This window comes from Leclercia sp. CFBP8987, from assembly GCF_034044995.2.
Lineage (GTDB): Bacteria > Pseudomonadota > Gammaproteobacteria > Enterobacterales > Enterobacteriaceae > Enterobacter > Enterobacter tamurae.
This window is the reverse complement of the sequence record NZ_CM188255.1, coordinates 1,499,344-1,517,527: the sequence shown is the minus strand read 5'-3', so window position 1 is coordinate 1,517,527 and position 18,184 is coordinate 1,499,344. Positions and strand designations below refer to the sequence as shown.

At 59.0% G+C, this 18,184-nt stretch carries 18 protein-coding genes; 9 read left to right on the top strand and 9 right to left on the bottom strand.

All coding sequences use genetic code 11. From position 1 onward, the window contains the following. The first annotated feature begins 190 nt into the window (after nt 1-190). On the top strand, nt 191-727 hold the full coding sequence (locus tag SOM40_RS07180; RefSeq protein ID WP_262673101.1) for a sterol desaturase family protein: 537 nt from the start codon (nt 191-193) through the stop codon (nt 725-727). On the opposite strand, the gene crtB is transcribed toward SOM40_RS07180, so the two are convergent. The 6 genes from crtB to SOM40_RS07150 all read right to left on the bottom strand — a co-directional run bounded on the left by crtB (nt 666) and on the right by SOM40_RS07150 (nt 6,981). Then, nucleotides 666-1,592 (bottom strand): 15-cis-phytoene synthase CrtB, encoded by a 927-nt coding sequence (crtB, locus tag SOM40_RS07175; protein ID WP_320530679.1) that lies wholly within the window; start codon nt 1,590-1,592, stop codon nt 666-668. The two genes, SOM40_RS07180 and crtB, sit on opposite strands and share 62 nt — an antisense overlap. Further along, a complete protein-coding gene (locus SOM40_RS07170) occupies nt 1,589-3,067 on the bottom strand; it encodes a phytoene desaturase (RefSeq protein WP_320530680.1) in 1,479 nt (492 codons plus the stop codon). The genes crtB and SOM40_RS07170 overlap by 4 nt, the downstream gene beginning before the upstream one ends. Continuing rightward, nucleotides 3,060-4,235 (bottom strand): lycopene beta-cyclase CrtY, encoded by a 1,176-nt coding sequence (gene crtY / locus SOM40_RS07165; protein WP_320530681.1) that lies wholly within the window; start codon nt 4,233-4,235, stop codon nt 3,060-3,062. Before crtY ends, SOM40_RS07170 begins: the two co-directional genes overlap by 8 nt. Further along, nucleotides 4,235-5,263, bottom strand: coding sequence for a type 2 isopentenyl-diphosphate Delta-isomerase (gene fni / locus SOM40_RS07160; protein WP_320530682.1), 1,029 nt, complete (start codon nt 5,261-5,263; stop codon nt 4,235-4,237). Before fni ends, crtY begins: the two co-directional genes overlap by 1 nt. After that, complete coding sequence (locus SOM40_RS07155; RefSeq protein ID WP_320530683.1) at nt 5,260-6,180, bottom strand: polyprenyl synthetase family protein; 921 nt, start codon at nt 6,178-6,180, stop codon at nt 5,260-5,262. The genes fni and SOM40_RS07155 overlap by 4 nt, the downstream gene beginning before the upstream one ends. A 228-nt stretch (nt 6,181-6,408) precedes the next feature. Next, on the bottom strand, nt 6,409-6,981 hold the full coding sequence (locus SOM40_RS07150; protein WP_320530684.1) for a DUF2239 family protein: 573 nt from the start codon (nt 6,979-6,981) through the stop codon (nt 6,409-6,411). Between the two features lie 309 nt (nt 6,982-7,290). On the opposite strand from SOM40_RS07150, the gene SOM40_RS07145 reads away from it, so the two are divergent. Then, nucleotides 7,291-8,031, top strand: a complete 741-nt coding sequence (locus SOM40_RS07145; protein WP_320530685.1) for a hypothetical protein — start codon at nt 7,291-7,293, stop codon at nt 8,029-8,031. After that, nucleotides 8,028-9,704 (top strand): hypothetical protein, encoded by a 1,677-nt coding sequence (locus tag SOM40_RS07140; protein WP_320530686.1) that lies wholly within the window; start codon nt 8,028-8,030, stop codon nt 9,702-9,704. Before SOM40_RS07145 ends, SOM40_RS07140 begins: the two co-directional genes overlap by 4 nt. Before the next feature lie 23 nt (nt 9,705-9,727). On the opposite strand, the gene SOM40_RS07135 is transcribed toward SOM40_RS07140, so the two are convergent. Continuing rightward, the gene (locus SOM40_RS07135) at nt 9,728-10,270 is read right to left on the bottom strand and encodes a TetR/AcrR family transcriptional regulator (RefSeq protein WP_106992507.1); all 543 of its coding nucleotides are present in this window, start codon (nt 10,268-10,270) and stop codon (nt 9,728-9,730) included. 81 nt (nt 10,271-10,351) lie between these two features. On the opposite strand from SOM40_RS07135, the gene SOM40_RS07130 reads away from it, so the two are divergent. Next, nucleotides 10,352-11,569, top strand: a complete 1,218-nt coding sequence (locus tag SOM40_RS07130) for an MFS transporter (protein WP_106992506.1) — start codon at nt 10,352-10,354, stop codon at nt 11,567-11,569. Then, nucleotides 11,559-12,371, top strand: coding sequence for a Cof-type HAD-IIB family hydrolase (locus tag SOM40_RS07125; protein WP_320530687.1), 813 nt, complete (start codon nt 11,559-11,561; stop codon nt 12,369-12,371). Before SOM40_RS07130 ends, SOM40_RS07125 begins: the two co-directional genes overlap by 11 nt. Before the next feature lie 54 nt (nt 12,372-12,425). Here the strand turns inward: SOM40_RS07125 and SOM40_RS07120 are convergent, their stop codons facing one another. After that, nucleotides 12,426-13,661, bottom strand: coding sequence for an MFS transporter (locus SOM40_RS07120; protein WP_106992504.1), 1,236 nt, complete (start codon nt 13,659-13,661; stop codon nt 12,426-12,428). Between the two features lie 167 nt (nt 13,662-13,828). On the opposite strand from SOM40_RS07120, the gene SOM40_RS07115 reads away from it, so the two are divergent. The 3 genes from SOM40_RS07115 (at nt 13,829) to deoR (ending at nt 15,999) form a co-directional block, all read left to right on the top strand. Then, nucleotides 13,829-14,557, top strand: coding sequence for a phosphatase PAP2 family protein (locus SOM40_RS07115; protein WP_320530688.1), 729 nt, complete (start codon nt 13,829-13,831; stop codon nt 14,555-14,557). 7 nt (nt 14,558-14,564) lie between these two features. Then, complete coding sequence (gene ybjG / locus SOM40_RS07110) at nt 14,565-15,173, top strand: undecaprenyl-diphosphate phosphatase (RefSeq protein WP_106992502.1); 609 nt, start codon at nt 14,565-14,567, stop codon at nt 15,171-15,173. Nucleotides 15,174-15,240: 67 nt separating this feature from the next. Further along, nucleotides 15,241-15,999 (top strand): DNA-binding transcriptional repressor DeoR, encoded by a 759-nt coding sequence (gene deoR, locus SOM40_RS07105; protein ID WP_320530689.1) that lies wholly within the window; start codon nt 15,241-15,243, stop codon nt 15,997-15,999. Between the two features lie 96 nt (nt 16,000-16,095). On the opposite strand, the gene dacC is transcribed toward deoR, so the two are convergent. After that, a complete protein-coding gene (dacC, locus tag SOM40_RS07100) occupies nt 16,096-17,301 on the bottom strand; it encodes a serine-type D-Ala-D-Ala carboxypeptidase (protein WP_106992500.1) in 1,206 nt (401 codons plus the stop codon). A gap of 256 nt (nt 17,302-17,557) precedes the next feature. On the opposite strand from dacC, the gene SOM40_RS07095 reads away from it, so the two are divergent. Continuing rightward, a complete protein-coding gene (locus SOM40_RS07095; protein WP_166181955.1) occupies nt 17,558-18,184 on the top strand; it encodes a glutathione S-transferase family protein in 627 nt (208 codons plus the stop codon).

Sequence of the window (18,184 nt, the reverse complement as noted above, 5' to 3'; positions counted from 1 at the left end):
GCCACTGCTTTTCTTTGATGTCCCCAATTTGTGGAGCCCATCAACCCCGCCGTTTTGGTTCAAGGTTGATGGGTTTTTTGTTGCCTGCCGTTCAGGCAATAAATCAAGCCCGCCCGTCCCCACCCTTCCTCCATTTAAGTGTTACGCTTAATACCTGAGCCCCTAATCCCCCCGAGCCCAAGGAGTACCAATGCTCGCGTTGTACAACACAGTGATCGTGCTATTAACCATTGCCGCCATGGAGTTAGTCGCCGCCCTTGCGCATAAGTACGTTATGCACGGCTGGGGTTGGGGATGGCATGAGTCGCATCACGAGCCTCGCACAAGTTGGTTTGAAGTTAACGATCTTTACGCGGTGGTGTTCGCCGTGCTGGCGATTGTGCTGATTGCACTGGGGACCTGGGGCATTTGGCCGCTACAGTGGATTGGGGCCGGGATGACGGCTTACGGCGCACTCTACTTTATGGTGCACGACGGGCTGGTACATCAGCGCTGGCCGTTCCGCTATATCCCGCGCCGGGGTTATCTCAAGCGCCTGTATCTGGCGCACCGCCTGCACCATGCGGTACGGGGCAAAGAGGAGTGCGTCTCCTTTGGTTTTCTGTATGCCCCGCCGATTGAAAAATTGCAGGCCACGTTACGCCAGCGCAAAGCGCGCAGTGTGGCTAACGCGGGCGCTGCCAGAGCCCGGCCGGACGCGGCGCCTGCGTCGCCAAACGAGAAGTAAGCGCCAGCCCGGCGCCTTTCAGCAGTAATCCCGCCTTCTCAACACCGTTGGTCCCCTGCCGTTTATCCCAGGCGCGGGGGCCCGCGGCGCTCACCTTCATACCAATCTCGCGATATACCCCGTGCGCCGAGGCAATCGCCCAGGCGGATCGCAGCGGTAAACCTGCCAGCCCCGCACGGGCAGACGCATAATAAGGTTCGGCTTCAGCCACCAGCCGCCGGGCAAGTCCCGCGAGGGGTTGACGCATCTGTGGCGTCGCAATCGCCTCCGGGGGGATGTTCTCTTCTGCCAGCCACTGGGCCGGGAGATAACAGCGGCCAACCCGGGCATCCTCGACGATATCCCGGGCGATATTGGTCAGCTGAAACGCCAGGCCTAAATCACAGGCACGATCGAGCACGGCTTCATCGCGTACCCCCATCACCCGGGCCATCATCAACCCCACGACGCCTGCCACGCGATAGCAGTATTGCAGGGTGTCATCGAATGTCTCGTAATGGGTCTCGCGCACGTCCATGGCAAAGCCATCAAGATGATCGTAAGCCAGCTGGAGCGGGATGTTGTGGCCCAGGGCCACCTCCTGAAAGGCGGCAAAGGCGGGTTCATGCATCTCGCCCCCCTCCCACGCGCGCAGGGTCTGGTTTTTAAGCATCTCCAGCCGCCGCTCTGCCTGGGCGCTGTCCACGGGCGTGGTGTTAAAGCCCAGCTCCTGGCCGTCGATAACGTCGTCGCAGTAGCGACACCAGGCGTAGAGCATTAGCACGCTACGTCGGGTCGCCGGGTCAAAAAGCCGCGCCGCGGTGGCAAAGCTTTTCGAGCCCACGGCGATGGTGTCGGTCGCGTGATCCATCAGGGTGGTGTTCATCGGGAAAGCGCCTCCAGCATCAGCCCTGCCGTCGCTTTGGCCGAACCGATCACCCCGGGAATACCGGCGCCCGGATGGGTACCGGCTCCGACCAGGTAAAGATTAGGGATCCGGCTGTCGCGATTATGCGGCCGGAACCAGGCGCTCTGGCGCAGGATCGGTTCGACAGAGAAGGCCGAGCCCAGATGGGCGCCCAGCTGGTCGCGAAAATCAAAGGGGGTGAACATGCGGTGGGTCACCAGCTGGCTGCGCAGCCCCGGCATGTAATGGGCTTCAAGATAGGCGAAAATCCTGTCGCGCAGACGCGGCCCCTCCACGTCCCAGTCGAGATCCGCGGTGCCTAAGTGGGGCACCGGGGCTAACACGTAATAGCTTCCGCAGCCCGGCGGTGCCAGGGAGGGATCGGTCACGCAGGGGGCGTGCAGGTAGAGCGAAAAATCCTCCGCCAGCGCGTTCTTATTAAAGATATCATCGATCAGTTCTTTATAGCGCGGCCCGAAACAGACGGTATGGTGCGCCAGATCGTGCTGCTTGTTAAGGCCAAAATAGAGCACAAACAAGGAGTTACTCATCCGTTTACGCTTGAGCGATGCCGCGCGCGCCGCCCCCACCGGATGATGCCCCAGCAGTTTTTCATAGGTATGCACCACGTCGGCATTGGAGGCCACCGCCGCGGTCGGGATGATCTGGCCGTCTTTAAGCTCTACGGCGGAAATGCGCTCGCCCTCGGCCACCAGCCGGGTTACCTCCGCATTGAGCTGCAACTCGCCGCCCAGATCCTGATAGAGCTTGACCAGCCCCTGCACCAGCGCTCCGGTGCCGCCCCGGGCAAACCAGACGCCCCACTCACGCTCCAGGGCGTGGATCAGGGTGTAAATGGACGAGGTCGCAAACGGATTGCCTCCCACCAGCAGCGAATGAAAAGAGAACGCCTGGCGCAGCTGCTCATTCTCAATAAAGCGCGAGACCATACTGTAGACGCTGCGCCAGGCCTGCAGACGCGTAAGCTGCGGCCCGACGCGGAGCATGTCGCGAAAAGAGAGGAACGGCACCGTGCCGAGCTTAAGATACCCCTCGTTAAACACCTCCCGGGAGTAGGCGTGGAATTTGCGATACCCCTCCACGTCGCGCGGGTTGAAACGCCGGATCTGCTCTTCCAGCCGGGTCTGCACATTGTCGTAATCAAAGACCTCGCCCGTCTCCCAGCACAGGCGATAGAACGGCGTCACCGGGAGCAGATCGACATAATCCGCCATCCGTTTTCCGGCGAGGGTAAACAGCTCTTCGATGGCGCTGGGATCGGTGATCACCGTCGGCCCGGCGTCAAAGGTGAATCCTTTATCCTGATAAACGTACGCGCGCCCACCGGGCTTATCCCGCTGCTCCAGCAGAAGTGTGGCAATGCCCTGCGCCTGCAGCCGAATGGCCAGGGCTAATCCGCCGAAACCGGCGCCAATAATCACTGTTTTATTCATGGTGAAACGCTCGCATCCGGGGAGTGAGTTTCAGTATGGCGAGCATCGCTTCGCCGACGGGGACCGGGGGCTTACCTGCCAGGATCCGCGCTTTATCGGCCAGGGTTAGCTGCCCGGCGTAAAAGCGGGCAATCAGCCCTTCGTTAAGAGAGTAAAAACGTTGCATCACCTGCCAGCGTTTATCGGCATCCCCCGCCAGAAACAGCATGCGGTTGAGGGTGCGGAAAAAGCGCTGCGCCTGCCACTGGTAGAGGGCATAGCGATGAATGACGGAAAAGATGGCGGTCGCGCTGATATCCGCGCTGCCGGCAATGACCTCGGCCAGCGCCACCGCGTGCGGCAACGAATAGCCGGTGGTGGCATGAAACAGCCCGGCGCGCAGGCCGCTGCATGGCTGCTTATCCCGCGCCTGCCAGTACGCCGGAAAATCACCCGCCAGCATAATCGGCAGATGGCCCTGCTCTTCCCGAATCAGGCTCTCCAGGCACCAGCCCTGCTGGCGGGCATAGTCAGCGATGTTTTGCCGCGCGGCGCTGATATGCAGCCGGGCGGCGTCAATGTAGTGAGTGTCTTCGATCAGTAGTTCGGTTGCGGAAAGCGGGAGGGTATAGACAAAACGGTACCCCCCCTGCTGATTGACCGTGGCGTCCATCAGTATCGGCCGGGTCAGGCCGTGCGGCTGGCGCAGGCGCCACTGCTGGCCGAGAAATGACTGGCTGCCGGTGTTGAGGTGCCTGTCCGGTGTGTATCCCCGGCCATCGATTACCGCGCGGGCCCGAAGCGTAGTGCCGTCAGCGAGGGTCACCGTCTCCGGGGTGAGCGCGGTGACGACGGCGTGGGTTTGCAGGTTATCGCCAGCGGCCCCGGTCAGCACCGCGGCAAAACGCGCCGAAGTGATGCTGAGATAGTCCCCGGCCAGGGTCCGGTTCAGGTCGGGAAAGCGGACGTCATACCCCTGCCAGCGATGCGCCACCAGGGGGGCAATCCACTGGTGCTGCCCGGGAGTAATGTCGCCCTGATGAAACGACCAGGTGTGATTTCCGCCCGGCTGGCTGTCGGCCTCGAGAAGCAGCACGCGCAATTCCGGGCGCTGCTGGCGCAACCGTAACGCGATCAGCCCGTTCGCCAGCCCACCGCCGGCCAGAATGATGTCCCACTCGTGCGCCATTACGACTGTGCCACCAGCGTGGCCTGCCGCAGTTGGGCCAGGTCTGCGCTCCCGGTGCAGAAACAGGCGACGCGCAGCTGGTCGATGATCACCTGAAAATGGTCGATGACCGCCTCGCTGGACACCAACGCGCTTTGCAGCACCCCGGCCGCCTGGCCCACTACGCTGGCGCCTAAGCGGATCGCTTTTGCCACCTCAATGCCGTCGGCGATCCCGCCCGAGGCCACCAGCGGCATATCGGGCAGCGCCTGATGCAGATCCTGTAAGGCCGTCGCGGTTGGGATGCCCCAGTCGGCAAAGGCCATTGCCACCGCCCGGTCGTGCGCGGTCACGGCACGTTCGCCCTCTACTGCCGCCCAGCTGGTGCCACCCGCGCCCGCGACATCGAGCATCGCCACGCCCGCGGCAGCCAGCTGACGGGCAACCGGGACCGAAAGCCCATTGCCCACCTCTTTCACCACCACCGGCACATGCAGCGCCTCGACGGTCTGATGAATGGCGTCGATAACCCCGCACCAGTTACGATCGCCCCCGTGCTGCAGCGCCTCCTGAAGCGGGTTGAGGTGAATAATCAGCGCATCTGCCGCCAGAGTCTCTACGGCACGTCTGGCATAGTCGATACCCCGTGGCCCGGCGATTTGCGCCGCACCGAGGTTGGCCATCAGCACCACGTCCGGGGCAAAGGATCGCAGTTCTCCCGTCAGGCCATAATTCGCCTCGCTCTCCAGTGCCACGCGCTGGGAGCCAACCCCCATCGCCAGCCCCAGCGCCTGTGCGGCGAGGGCCAGATGTTGATTGATCTGGCTCGCCCGGCGGGTGCCGCCGGTCATAGAGCTGATCAGCAGCGGCGCGTTGAGGGTTCGGCCAAACAGCCTGGTCGTGAGATCGATATCATCAAGATGCAGTTCAGGCAGGGCACAGTGTCCGAAGCGCCATTTTTCAAAGCCGTTAGTACACTTTTTTGCGCCCGGTGCGCGGTTCAGTACGATATCGAGATGATCGCTTTTACGTTGCGACAGGCTGCTCATTGACACTCCGACAGGGATAACGACAGGCTCTGGCTGATAAGCGTCAGCTGTTTTTCAAACCAGACGTGGACATAGTACCGGGCGGTATTTCCCGGCTGACAGGCGGTAGCGATATGCTGATCGGCGCTGCGCACGTGCTCGCGCAGGCGCAGGAAGACGCTTTCGGCCCCGAGTACGGCGACCAGCGTCGATTTATCTTTATCCTGATGGGGATCTTTGCCGGTGGCATACGAGCCGTCCGTCAGGTCATCAATCAGTTGGAAGGCCTGGCCGAGATCGCGGGCGAAAAAGCGCAGGCGTTCGCTGACCTGGGGCGGCGCGCCGGCCGCAATGGCCGCCAGCTGCAGGGTAGCGTTAAACAGGCTGCTGGTTTTCAGCTCATTGGTGAGCAGGATTTCATCGGCATTACGGCTTTGCCAGGCCTCATTGAGATCGCGAAATTGTCCCTGCACCAGCCCCATATGGCCCACCGACGCCGAGAGTTCAGCCATCGCTCGCGCTTTTACCTCGTGGGTCAGCGCAGGCGCGCGTGAGATGACGCAAAACGCATGGCTCAGCAGCGCCACCGCCGCCAGAATCGCGACGTTTTCGCCATACTGATAGTGAACCGTCGGGCGCCCGCGTCTGAGCATGGCGTTGTCCATGCAGGGCATGTCATCGAGGATCAGGGAGGCGACATGGACCATCTCAATGGCACAGGCCAGGTCCAGAATACCGGTCTGCTCGGTTTTGTAGCCCATATCCGTCGCCGCCAGCAGCAGCAACAGAGGACGCATTCGTTTGCCGGCAACAAGCGTGGCTTCGCGCATGGCTGCATAGACCTGGCCCTCTTGCTCTCCCTCGGGCAACAGTTGTTCCAGACGTCCTTCAAACGCAGACAGCAGCATTTTTACATCATCTTCATGACTAAGGGTCATAGGGGCTTCCCCGGTGTTATGGTGGCGACGTCCGCAGAAGGGGTAAAAACGCTTGCCGCAGGGTGATTTACAAAGCGTAGCGTATCCTTCTGCGTTTTGTTGCCCGCCGGAACAAAGGAAACCTACCATTGTTTTTTATCTATTTTATATCAACAATTTAAAATTATATTCGCGGATAAAATTGCACAGAAATTTACATTTGTATAGATTTTTAATGAGGCCGGTTCTTCACGTTCCCTGACTCTCCTCTTCTTTGCCAAATGCCAGCCGTAACGCGTACTGGCGAATATCCTGCGGCCAGCTCTCAATAGACGCGGTAAACGCCGCCTCATCGTCAGCAAAAAGCGCGCGCAGGCTGGCCTCGTAATCAGGCAGATCTCCCGCCATCTCGTACATAAAGTGATAGGCGCGATCGTGGCGCTGGCGCTTGTTATCCGTCGCTTTACCGGTTTTTCTGGCGCGGTCGATAAGCCTGCGCAGAGTGGCAGACGCCCCGCCGGGCTGGGTGGCCAGCCACTCCCAGTGCCGGGGCAGCAACGTCACCTCTTTGGCCAGGACGCCGAGCTTTGGCCGTCCGCGGGATTTTACGACAGGGGTCTCTGCCAGTTCAGGGTAGACCGCCAGAATATCGGCAATATCGCCATTAAGAGGAATATCGAGCCGTTTTCCACTGCGATCGTTAAAAATGAAAACGCTTTCACGCTGAATGTTAGCGGATTGGATCTGCTGTAACAGTTCGCTCAGCGTACCCTGGGCGATCTGCCGTTGCCGCCAGAAGGCGGTAAGGGTGATATTTGCCATGTAGCCACCTTTTTTACCCGGGTAAAAATCGCGCGGAACGCCAACAGCGGCGTTATATGAATTATACCCGGGTAAAAATAAATGCGAGTCGCCTGGCAGCAGCTGAAGAGTAAAACCGGTAGCAGGTCGCCGCATAACCCACCAGAATTGGAAGTTGACGCATTATCTCAACATGTTAACTTTCCTGAAATTTTTATCATGGATGGTCCCCTCACGCCCGTCAGATCGCACCAGCCACTCTCAACATTATCAATGGCTCCATTGATAGCATTGCATTGAAAAAATAACGAACAAAAACGGAATTAACAGATGAGTATCTCCCGACACAATTTAATCCTGCGTAGCTTGCTGGTTCTGGCGTTCATTTTTGGGTTAAGTGGCTGCTCCGTTCGTTACGATAAAAACGGCAAAATTCTGTTTAACACTGACCTGGCGAGCGTGCTGGGGAATGAAGTCGGTCAGTTCACGCTGGCGGATGGCTCGACAGGCGCGTTACGGGAGCTGAATGGTCGCTACAGCCTGAAGTGGAGCAATCTGATGATTGAGCGCCCGATCGAGGGTGTCAGCTGGGCGAGGATCATCAGTCAGTATCACATCGAAGGACACACCTTGCTGCTGTTGAAAGTGGCTACCCGCTCCTGCCCGGCACAGTATCGCCTGGTCGATGTGCAAAACACCCGTTCCCAGGAGTGGGCCTTCACGGGCGTCTGCGATACAGGACCGGAGATCGCCGCCAGCGCGGACAAACTGCAGCTGAATTTCACCCACGGGAACCGGATCGAACAGTACACCTGGCAGCATGGTGAGGTTTACCATCGTCGCCTCCCCCTTGAGCCACAAAAAACGGTTAAGCGTACCCGCACCGATAGCGTCACATCGTCGCGTAAAGCCAAAGCGCAGCCCGTGGCGAAGCCGGTAAAACAGACCCCGACCAAAACGGTAGAGCCACTCCCACCTAAAGTTGCCCAGCCAGAGCTGGACAATTCCGTGCCCAACGAGATCTATGCACCGACGGAAACCCGCCAGACCAGTCTGGAGCTGAAGTCATGACCGGGCATGTCCAGGAGCAGCCGTGGCCGCAGGACAAGATCAAGCGTTCGGCCCTCCCCTGCTGGCAAAACTGGCTGGTGACGGGCATTACCCTCACCTATCTCATTTGTGAGCTGGCGTTCAACTCCCGCCTGCTGGACCTGGTCGGTAGCGTCTCGACAGCCGATGAAGTTCATAATATGGAGCGCTACGGGCGGACCTTAACCGCCATCGCGGCGGCGCTTCTGGTGTTGCAGTTCTCGCTAATGGGCCTCGTCCGGCTGAAGAAAAAAGGTATCCGGCTGACGGCAAACGTCAGCACGGCCCTGGTGGTGTTGATCTGCCTGATCGCCGGAACCCTGACGTGGCATGCCGTGGAGTGGGTGATCGAACGCCAGGTGACGAAAAGCACGGGCGAGTTTCGTCAGATGTCTCTGCTGGCGCAGCTCTACCAGCATGCATTAATTGAAGGGCAGCAGACGCTGGAAGGCATCCCGCTGGACAGCGGAGGAGGACAGGCCCGGACATGGGCCAGCCCATCCGGAAAGGCATTTCTGGCCACCTTACCGGTGCTGTTAAGTTCGTCGGATCGCTACCGTAAATTACTCGAAAGCGATGCGGAGCAAAATTTACGTGACAATATCAGCGCGCAAGAAGGTGGCGTGCGGGGTTATTACGAGGCGTGGATCAAGGCTCGCGAAGAGGTGCATAAAAAGTTCGTCGCCTATTACAACGATGAGATGGATATCAGCGAAACGGTGCGACTGGAGCAGGCCCGAGCCTGGCAACGCTATGAACGCTCCTTAGAGGCGAAGCGCCTGAAAACCTGGAACGTCCCGCGACGTTATTACGCCACCGTGCGGAATCAGGTGCGCGGGCAAGGGGTTCCGGTCACCAGGGACTGGACGCCATCAGATCGTGCCGGTTTTGATGCGGCGGTGGCGAAAGCCGCCAGAGAGAAATATCTCGCCCAGCGGAGCGTGGTCTACGAAGGCGTGACTATCCCGAAACGACTCGACTGGGGTGTCTTTTTCCGCCTGAACGTGGTGCAGAAAGCGTTACGCGAGAAGCTCCAGCTCCCGGGGAATACGCTTGTTCGTGAGCAGTATCCGCTAAACGATAAGCTGAAGCAGTTTGCTCTTGAGCTCCACGCGCCTCATCTTGACGAGGCGGTGAAGCAAAAATTACCTGAACTGCGTGCGGCGGCACCGAGCTACAGCGCGGGTGGAGTTAATGAGAAACTGGGGGAAGATGCCGCGCGTGCCGTCATTGTGCCGCCCGTTGCGCTGATGTTCTCTCTGGTGGGTGCCCTGACGCACCTGGCAAAACTGCTCTATCTGGTCCTCGTTCCCGTGACGGCGGCGATATTGACCCGGCGTTCCTCGCGCTCCGTACGGCTCATGAATCGCTATCCCTTAGCCTTCCCCGTCGCGTTAATTGCCATTCTGGTGATCACGTTCGGCGTCACCAATAACAGCATCACTGAATCCCCGGCTTACCAGCATTTAAAAAACGGGTTAAAAGAGGCGGAGGTTGCAATTACCGATAAGCCCTTACCGCTCAGCGGCGGGACATTACTGCGGGTGGTTCATGCCGTCAGCATCGGGCAGAGCTACAGCTATCCGGTCAATCACTTTCTGCGCGAACATGTGCTGCAGGGATTTGATTTCGGGTATGTGACGCGGGACGAGTAGTTCCCTGCGGGGCATAAACGAGGTTATGCCCCGGCTATCCTGCCCACCATCGCCCGCAACGCTTCCCGCGTGAGAGGCTGTCGGTCGGTGACAAAATGCAGCGTCATCCCCTCGATAAAGGCGTCCAGCGCCCGGGCAGTGACCGGATCGAACCACTGCTCAAGCGTAGTCTGGCTGGTTTTCATCCAGTCCTGCATCACGGTTTTTAACGAAGCGCTGCGGTTCATAAAGGCATAAAGCTGGTACATCAGCTCCATGTTGTGCGGCGTAGTCACCTGAGAGCTGTAAATCAGGGTGGTGATCGACTCGCAGGCCATCTCCGGCCCCGTCACTCCGGCAAAGAACTCGCGATACTGAACCGACATCTGCTGCGTAAACCAGGTGAAGGCCTCTTCGAGCAGCGCGTCCATCCCGGAAAAATAGTAGGTCATCGATCCCAGCGGCACGCCGGCGCAGCTGGCGATTTTGCGATGGGTGACCGCATTCAGACCATGCTCAGCGATGGTGTCCAGGGTGGCCTGCAATATCCGTTCCCGCCGTTGCGGATCGTTGGGTCGTCTGTTCATTTTTACCTCAGCGCATTTATGTACAAATGTACACAAACTTGCTAGTGTTGTCTTCTATGTTGTCCTTCTGGTACAGAAACCATGACCGTCATCTCACCGCGCAAAATCCTGCAACGCCGCCTGTGGGCGCTGTTTATGTTCTTCTTTATCCCCGGCCTGTTAATGGCCTCCTGGGCCACGCGCACCCCTGCCATCCGCGATATTTTGTCGGTCTCGACGGCGGAGATGGGCATCGTGTTATTTGGCCTGTCGATAGGGTCGATGAGCGGCATTCTCTGTTCCGCCTGGCTGGTTAAGCGCTTCGGCACCCGGACAGTGATCCGCACCACGATGTGCTGCGCGATTGTGGGTATGATGTTGCTCAGCGTTGCGCTGTGGTTCGCCTCCCCGCTGGCCTTTGCCCTTGGGCTGACCGTGTTTGGCGGCAGTTTTGGCGCCGCGGAAGTGGCGATCAACGTCGAAGGCGCCGCCATCGAGCAGGAGATGAACAAAACCGTGCTGCCGATGATGCACGGGTTTTACAGCCTCGGCACCCTGGCCGGTGCTGGCATCGGCATGGCGCTCACCGCTACCGGCATTGCTGCTACTACCCATATCCTGCTGGCCGCGCTGGTCTGTATCGCCCCGGTGCTGCTGGGGATCACCGCCATTCCGGATGGCAACGGCAGAAACGTCGCGGGTGAGACAAAAACCGGTGAAAAAGGGCTGCCCTTCTATCGCGATATGCAGCTGATGCTGATTGGCGTGGTGGTGCTGGCGATGGCCTTTGCGGAAGGGTCCGCTAATGACTGGCTGCCGCTGCTGATGGTGGACGGTCACGGCTTCAGCCCGACCTCCGGCTCGCTGATTTACGCCGGGTTTACGCTGGGCATGACCGTCGGGCGCTTTACCGGGGGCTGGTTTATCGACCGCTACAGCCGCGTGACGGTGGTCCGTGCCAGCGCCCTGCTGGGTGGTCTGGGTATTGCCCTGATTATTTTTGTCGATGTCGACTGGGTGGCCGGCGTGTCGGTGGTGCTGTGGGGGCTGGGTGCCTCGCTCGGCTTCCCGCTGACCATCTCGGCGGCCAGCGACACTGGCCCGGACGCGCCGACCCGCGTCAGCGTGGTTGCCACCACCGGCTATCTCGCCTTCCTGGTGGGCCCGCCGCTGCTGGGCTTCCTCGGGGAGCATTACGGCTTACGCAGCGCGATGCTGGTGGTATTAGGATTAGTGATGATTGCCGCCCTGGTCGCCCGGGCGGTCGCCAAACCGGATTCGCAGGCTAAATCTGCCATGGAGAATGGATATGAGCGTTAAACTGATTGCGGTTGATATGGATGGCACCTTCCTCGACGATGCGAAGCAGTACAATCGCGCGCGTTTTCTGCGCCAGTACGCGCAGATGAAGGAACAGGGCATACGGTTTGTGGTTGCCAGCGGCAACCAGTACTACCAACTGATCTCCTTTTTCCCGGAGATCGCCGATGAGATCGCCTTTGTGGCGGAGAACGGCGGCTGGGTGGTGAATGCCGGGGAAGATGTCTACAACGGCGAGCTGACCCAGGCCCAGTTCGCCACCGTGGCGGAGTTTCTCTGCGCCATTCCGGAAGTGGAAGTGATCGCCTGTGGCAAAGGCAGCGCCTACACTCTGAAACACTATGGTGAAACCTTCCATGACCTTGCCGCCAAATATTATCACCGGCTGGAAAAGGTGGACAATTTCGACAACTTCAACGACATCTTCTTTAAGTTTGGGCTGAACGTGCCGGACGATGAAATCCCACGTATCCAGGCGATGATCCACCAGCAGCTGAGCGACATTATGGTGCCGGTCACTACCGGACACGGCAGTATCGACCTGATCCTGCCGGGGGTCCACAAAGCCAATGGCCTGCGCCTGCTGCAGGAGGTATGGGGCATCGACAACAGCGAAGTGGTCGCCTTTGGCGACAGCGGCAACGACGTGGAGATGCTGACCCAGGCCGGGTTCAGCTTTGCGATGGCCAATGCCAGGGATCACATCAAAGCGGTTGCCCGCTATGAAGCGCCACACAATAACGAAGAAGGGGTGCTGGAAGTGATTGACCGCGTGTTGAACCGGGAAGCCCCGTTCAATTAAGCAGGCGTAGTTTCGTAGGCCGGGTAAGGCGTAGCCGCCACCCGGCTTGATTGTTTACTCCGGCTGTAACGAACTACCCACCCGCTTGTCTTTCAGGAACACAAACATCAGCCCCAGCCACAGGATGCCGTTCGCCAGGTTGAACAGACTGAACAGCCCGTTGCCACCGCTGCTGAAGGCGTGTTTGCTGACTTCGATCCCGACGGTGAAGATCAGCATCTGTAACATCCCCATTGCCGCCGACACCGTGCCTTTGCTCATCTCGCTGGCAAACAGCGTCAGACGCACCAACCCGGCATTCGCCAGCCCAATACCAAACGCATAGATACTCAGCCCGGCGGTCATCCACAGATAGGCGTGGGATGAGACCACCGTCGCCACCGCAGCCACCACCAGCCCAATCACAATCGGCCAGCCGCCCATGATGATTAACGAGCGCACGGTGCGGCGTGACGTCAGCCGGGCCAGCACCAGGTTACCCACAATCAGCGCGCCAAAAATCGGCACCTGCAGCAGGCCATACTCGTAGCTGCTGAGCTTTTCGCCGCTGATGATGATCACCGGCGACTGGGCAATCCACGCCAGCAGCGGCAGGCAGACAAAGCCAATCGCCAGCGCCCCCGCCACAAAGCGGACATTTTTCAGCACCGCTTTATAGTCACGCCCCAGCTCCTGCATGGAGAGCTTCTCTCCGATGCGGGTGGCGGTTTCGGGCATTGCGCGGTACAGGCCGTAAAACGAGATCGCCGCCAGCAACGCAAACAGCACGAACATTCCCTCCCACGGCGCAACGTGCACCCAGGCGGCCCCCACCAGCGGGCCGAGCAGCGGCGCAATCAGCGCTACGTTCGCCATCAGGGCGGTGATTTTGATGCACACCGCCTCCTCAAACGACTCCTGGATAGCGGCGTAACCGACGGCACCGATAAAGCACAGACTCACGCCCTGCAGGAAGCGCAGGACCATGAACTGCTCGATGTTCTGGGCCAGCAGGGTCGCCAGGCAGGTGACGATAAACCACACCACCCCGGTGAGCATCACCGGGCGACGGCCAATACGATCCGACAGCGGCCCGAGCAGCCACTGTAAAAACATCCCCCCCGCCAGATAGGCGGTCATGGAGGTGGGAACCCACTCGATCCCGGCGTTGTACTGCGCCACCACGGCCAGCATGCCGGGCTGGATCATATCGTTACCGATATAGGTGGAGAATTCGTAAAGCACCAGACACAGCGGGAACAGCAGCGCCTGACGCCCCAGGCGAGTGCTGGAAGAAGAACGGTTTAGCATGGAGTCTCAATATCCGATAAAAAATCGCGCAGAGTGTAATGAAATGGCTGCGCCAGCGATAGCAGATTAACGCAGCTGGTCAGAAATAACGCACAAATCGCCGTCGTTTAAGGTTGCCTTAAGTTAGCGCCCGTATGCTTAGGCGTTTTAAGTCATTGGCCCTAATTATGACACAATTTTCTCCGGCTTCAGAATTGTCTAAGTTAAAGACTTCTAAGACAAAACCGCTTTACCCTTTACCGGCACGTTTTTATGGTTATCAGCTGATTACGCTGCTGGTTCTGGCCGGGCTTTTTACCTGGCTTTCGCGGGATGAAACCCTCGACAGGATGCTGACCGGTTACTGGTTTGACGCGGCCAGCCAGCACTTTCCGCTGCAGCAAAACGCGCTGCTGGATCTGCTCAATCATCGGCTGGCGAAATACCTGACCATTGCCGTGGCGGCGGTTACCCTCCTTTACGGCGCGTTCCGGCGCAATGCCCAGCTGGTGACGGCGGCGCTGCTGATGGGGTTGGGTACGGCGGTGGTGGGGGTACTGAAAGCCGTCAGCCACCACAGCTGTCCCTGGAACCTGGTGGAGTACGGCGGCAAAGCCCTGGCCTATCCCCTGTTTGATTCAGCTCCCCTCGGCAGTGGCCCCGGACGCTGTTTTCCCGGCGGTCACGCCTCAAGCGGATTTATGTTGATGGGGTTGTTCTTCGCCTTCTGGCGTGAGCGTCCGCGTCTGGCCTGGGGGCTGGTGGCTGCCGGGATCGTGCTCGGCCTGGTCATGGGCTATGGCCAGGTGATGCGCGGCGCACATTTCTTCTCGCACAACCTGTGGGCAGGTTGGTGGGTGTGGTTTTCACAGGTGGTGGCCTACGGCCTGATCTCCATCTGGTTTGCAAAAGAGTAACGAGGATATGTTAGAGAATCTGAACTACGGACTGTTTTATCTGATCAATGCCACGCCTGCTTCGCCGGAGTGGAGCATTAATCTGGCCATCTTTGTGGCGAAAGACCTGATAACCATTATGCCCGCGCTGATCGCGATCCTCTGGCTGTGGGGGCCGCGCAAGCAGGTGGGTGCCCAGCGTCAGCTGGTAATTAAGATCGCCATGGCGCTGGTGATAAGCCTGGCGGCGTCCTGGCTGCTGGGCCATCTGTTCCCGCATGACCGCCCGTTTGTCGATCGTGTCGGCTATAACTTCCTGCACCACGCCGCAGATGACTCCTTCCCGAGCGATCACGGCACCGCCATTTTCACCTTTGCGCTGGCGTTCCTGTTCTGGCATCGGGTCTGGTCCGGCATTGTGTTGATGATGGTGGCCTGCGCCATCGCCTGGTCCCGCGTTTATCTGGGGGTCCACTGGCCGATGGATATGCTGGGCGGACTGATGGTCGGCCTGCTGGGCTGCCTGAGCGCGCAGATCCTGTGGAACCTGTTCGGGCAGGCTCTCTATCTCCGCCTCTCGCAGCTGTACCGCTTCTGCTTTGCCCTGCCGATCCGCAAGGGCTGGATACGTGACTAATTCAGGTCTCGCGAGGTAAACTTGAGCCCCCGGCGTAACGGGGGCTCATTTATGGCGCTGAGGACCTATGGAAACACGACGTGACGAACGGCTGGCTCAACTGATTAATGCGCTCAAGCGCAGCGATAAACTGCACCTGAAAGAGGCCGCCGCGCTGCTGGGCGTCTCTGAGATGACCATCCGTCGCGACCTCAACAGTGAAAGCGGGCCGGTTGTGCTGCTTGGCGGCTACATTGTCCTCGAACCCCGCAGCGCCAGCCACTATCTGCTGAGCGATCAAAAAACCCGGCTGGTGGAAGAGAAGCGCAAAGCCGCGCGGCTGGCCGCCTCGCTGGTGCAACCCCATCAGACGCTGTTTTTTGATTGCGGCACCACCACGCCGTGGATCATCGAAGCCATCGATAACGACATGCCGTTTACCGGGGTCTGTTACTCCCTGAACACCTTCCTCGCCCTGCAGGAAAAACCCGAGTGCCGGGTGATCCTCTGCGGCGGCGAGTTCCATGCCAGCAACGCTATCTTCAAACCGCTTAACCTGCATGACACCCTCAGCAACCTGTGCCCGGATATCGCCTTTTACTCTGCGGCAGGGGTGCATGTTCGCCAGGGGGCGACCTGTTTTAATCTCGATGAGCTGCCGGTTAAACAGTGGGCGATGAGTATGGCGCAGTACCATGTGCTGGTGGTGGATCACAGCAAGATGGGCAAGGTGCGTCCGGCGCGGATGGGGGAGCTGACGCGCTTTGACGCGATCGTCAGCGACTGCCGCCCGGATGAAGAGCTGGCTACCTGGGCTAAGGCGCAGCAGATTAAGTTGATGTACTGAGTGCGGTTTATTGCCCAGCGGCGCTGCGCTTGCACGGGCCTGGGAACTCCGTAGGCCGGGTAAGGCGAAGCCGCCACCCGGCACTGCACGGAAGCTTTAGTTGAACCAGCCGCCAAACCATTCGTGGAATTTCATCAGCACGTAATCCCACATCCGGCCAAAGAACCCGCCCTCTTCCACCGCTTCCATCACAACCAGCGGCCGCTGCTCAATGGATTTGCCGTTCAGCTGGAAGTCGATAGTGCCGACCACCTGGCCTTTTTTCAGCGGCGCAGTGAGCTGCTTGTCGGTCAGGGTGTAGCTGGCTTTCAGGTTTTTCAGCTGGCCGCGCGGAATGGTGACCGAGCCGCTTTCACCGGCGCCGAGCTTGACCTCGCTCTTGTCGCCAAACCAGACCCGCTGGCTGACAAAGGTGGCATCCGGCTTGATAGGGGTGACGGTTTCGAAGAAGCGGAAGCCCCAGGTCAGCAATTTTTCTGACTCGTTAAAGCGGATGCGGTCGGTTTTGGTGCCCAGCACCACCGAAATCAGACGCATATCGCCCTGGGTTGCTGAGGCCACCAGGTTGTAGCCTGCCCCGGCAGTGGTGCCGGTTTTCATCCCGTCCACATTGACGTTGCTGCTCCACAACAGACGGTTGCGGTTCTGCTGGCGGATCTTGTTGAAGGTAAACTCTTTCTCTTTATGGATCGCGTACTCTTCCGGCACATCATGAATCAGTGCCCTGCCCAGCAGCGCCATATCGCGGGCGGTACTGAACTGGCCCGGCGCGTCCAGGCCGTGAACGGTTTTAAAGGTGGTGTTGGTGAGGCCTAATTTCTGCGCGTAGCCATTCATCAAACCAATGAAAGAGTCCTGGCTGCCCGCCACATAATCGGCCAGCGCGATGCAGGCATCATTACCCGACTGAATGATTACCCCTTTGTTCAGATCGGAAACCGCCACCTGATCTCCGGGCTTAAGGAACATCACCGAGGAGCCGCGCAGCGCGGGGTTGCCCGTCGCCCAGGCGTCTTTGCCGATGGTCACCATGTCGGTGAGCTTGATCTTACCGGCTTTCAGGGACTGCCCTACCACGTAGCTGGTCATGATTTTGGTCAGGCTGGCAGGGTCGAGTTTTTCATCTGCATTGCCTTCTGCCAGGACTTTGCCGCTGGCATAGTCCATCAATATCCAGGCGCGCGCATCAACCGGTGGAGCCTCAGGCGCCGCCTGTTCCGCTGCGTACAGCGAAGGTGCAAAAAGGACCAGCAGCGCAGAACCCGCTACCAGACCGCGTAAAGAAAAAGTGTTTCGCATCATAATGCCACCCGAGTTTCCATTCCAAAAATCACGTCACACCACCGTGTCGCAAGAAGCGATGAGTAATAACGTACTAACGCCTTAAAAAAAACCAAAACCTGGTAAAGTTTTTAAAGTTTATGCAATAACAACCCGATACGCTTTGACCGCATCGATTTTTTTCGCGTCTGTTGCGTATTGGTTGGGTTTATCTCACCATGTAAAGCCATCACCAGGGATCGCATCCTGACAACGGCTTTAATTATAAGGGGTTATTATGATTACTTTGTGGGGCAGGAACAATTCAACCAACGTTAAAAAGGTACTCTGGACGCTGGAAGAGCTGGATTTACCCTTTAAGCAGATCATGGCGGGACTGGAACACGGGGTGAATAAAGAGGCCGACTATCTGGCAATGAACCCTAACGGTCTGGTGCCGCTGCTGCGCGATGACGAAACCGACCTGACGCTGTGGGAATCCAACGCCATTGTGCGCTACCTCGCGGCGCAGTACGGCCAGAACCGTCTGTGGCTCGATGAACCTGCGAAGCGGGCCGTCGGTGAAAAGTGGATGGACTGGGCCAACCAGACGCTCTCCCCTGCCCACCGGGTGATTTTGATGGGGCTGGTGAGAACTCCGGAAGCCGAGCGTGATTACGCTGCCATTGACGCTGCCAAAGCCACCTGCGAATCGCTGTTTGCCATGATGGACGAGGCGCTGGCGACAACGCCATGGTTCTCGGGCGACGACTTTGGCGTGGGTGATATCGCCGTCGCCCCCTTTGTCTGGAACCTGACCAACGTTGGTCTGACGTGGGCACCGCGTCCGCATCTTGAGCGCTGGCTGGCAAACCTGAGCGAGCGCCCGGCCTATCGCAACGTGGTGATGATCCCGGTGACCTGA

Coding starts and splice junctions, on each gene's coding strand:
- SOM40_RS07180 (WP_262673101.1), top strand. CDS start 191: ATGCTCGCGTTGTACAACACAGTGATCGTGCTATTAACCATTGCCGCC.
- crtB (WP_320530679.1), bottom strand. CDS start 1,592: ATGAACACCACCCTGATGGATCACGCGACCGACACCATCGCCGTGGGC.
- SOM40_RS07170 (WP_320530680.1), bottom strand. CDS start 3,067: ATGAATAAAACAGTGATTATTGGCGCCGGTTTCGGCGGATTAGCCCTG.
- crtY (WP_320530681.1), bottom strand. CDS start 4,235: ATGGCGCACGAGTGGGACATCATTCTGGCCGGCGGTGGGCTGGCGAAC.
- fni (WP_320530682.1), bottom strand. CDS start 5,263: ATGAGCAGCCTGTCGCAACGTAAAAGCGATCATCTCGATATCGTACTG.
- SOM40_RS07155 (WP_320530683.1), bottom strand. CDS start 6,180: ATGACCCTTAGTCATGAAGATGATGTAAAAATGCTGCTGTCTGCGTTT.
- SOM40_RS07150 (WP_320530684.1), bottom strand. CDS start 6,981: ATGGCAAATATCACCCTTACCGCCTTCTGGCGGCAACGGCAGATCGCC.
- SOM40_RS07145 (WP_320530685.1), top strand. CDS start 7,291: ATGAGTATCTCCCGACACAATTTAATCCTGCGTAGCTTGCTGGTTCTG.
- SOM40_RS07140 (WP_320530686.1), top strand. CDS start 8,028: ATGACCGGGCATGTCCAGGAGCAGCCGTGGCCGCAGGACAAGATCAAG.
- SOM40_RS07135 (WP_106992507.1), bottom strand. CDS start 10,270: ATGAACAGACGACCCAACGATCCGCAACGGCGGGAACGGATATTGCAG.
- SOM40_RS07130 (WP_106992506.1), top strand. CDS start 10,352: ATGACCGTCATCTCACCGCGCAAAATCCTGCAACGCCGCCTGTGGGCG.
- SOM40_RS07125 (WP_320530687.1), top strand. CDS start 11,559: ATGAGCGTTAAACTGATTGCGGTTGATATGGATGGCACCTTCCTCGAC.
- SOM40_RS07120 (WP_106992504.1), bottom strand. CDS start 13,661: ATGCTAAACCGTTCTTCTTCCAGCACTCGCCTGGGGCGTCAGGCGCTG.
- SOM40_RS07115 (WP_320530688.1), top strand. CDS start 13,829: ATGACACAATTTTCTCCGGCTTCAGAATTGTCTAAGTTAAAGACTTCT.
- ybjG (WP_106992502.1), top strand. CDS start 14,565: ATGTTAGAGAATCTGAACTACGGACTGTTTTATCTGATCAATGCCACG.
- deoR (WP_320530689.1), top strand. CDS start 15,241: ATGGAAACACGACGTGACGAACGGCTGGCTCAACTGATTAATGCGCTC.
- dacC (WP_106992500.1), bottom strand. CDS start 17,301: ATGATGCGAAACACTTTTTCTTTACGCGGTCTGGTAGCGGGTTCTGCG.
- SOM40_RS07095 (WP_166181955.1), top strand. CDS start 17,558: ATGATTACTTTGTGGGGCAGGAACAATTCAACCAACGTTAAAAAGGTA.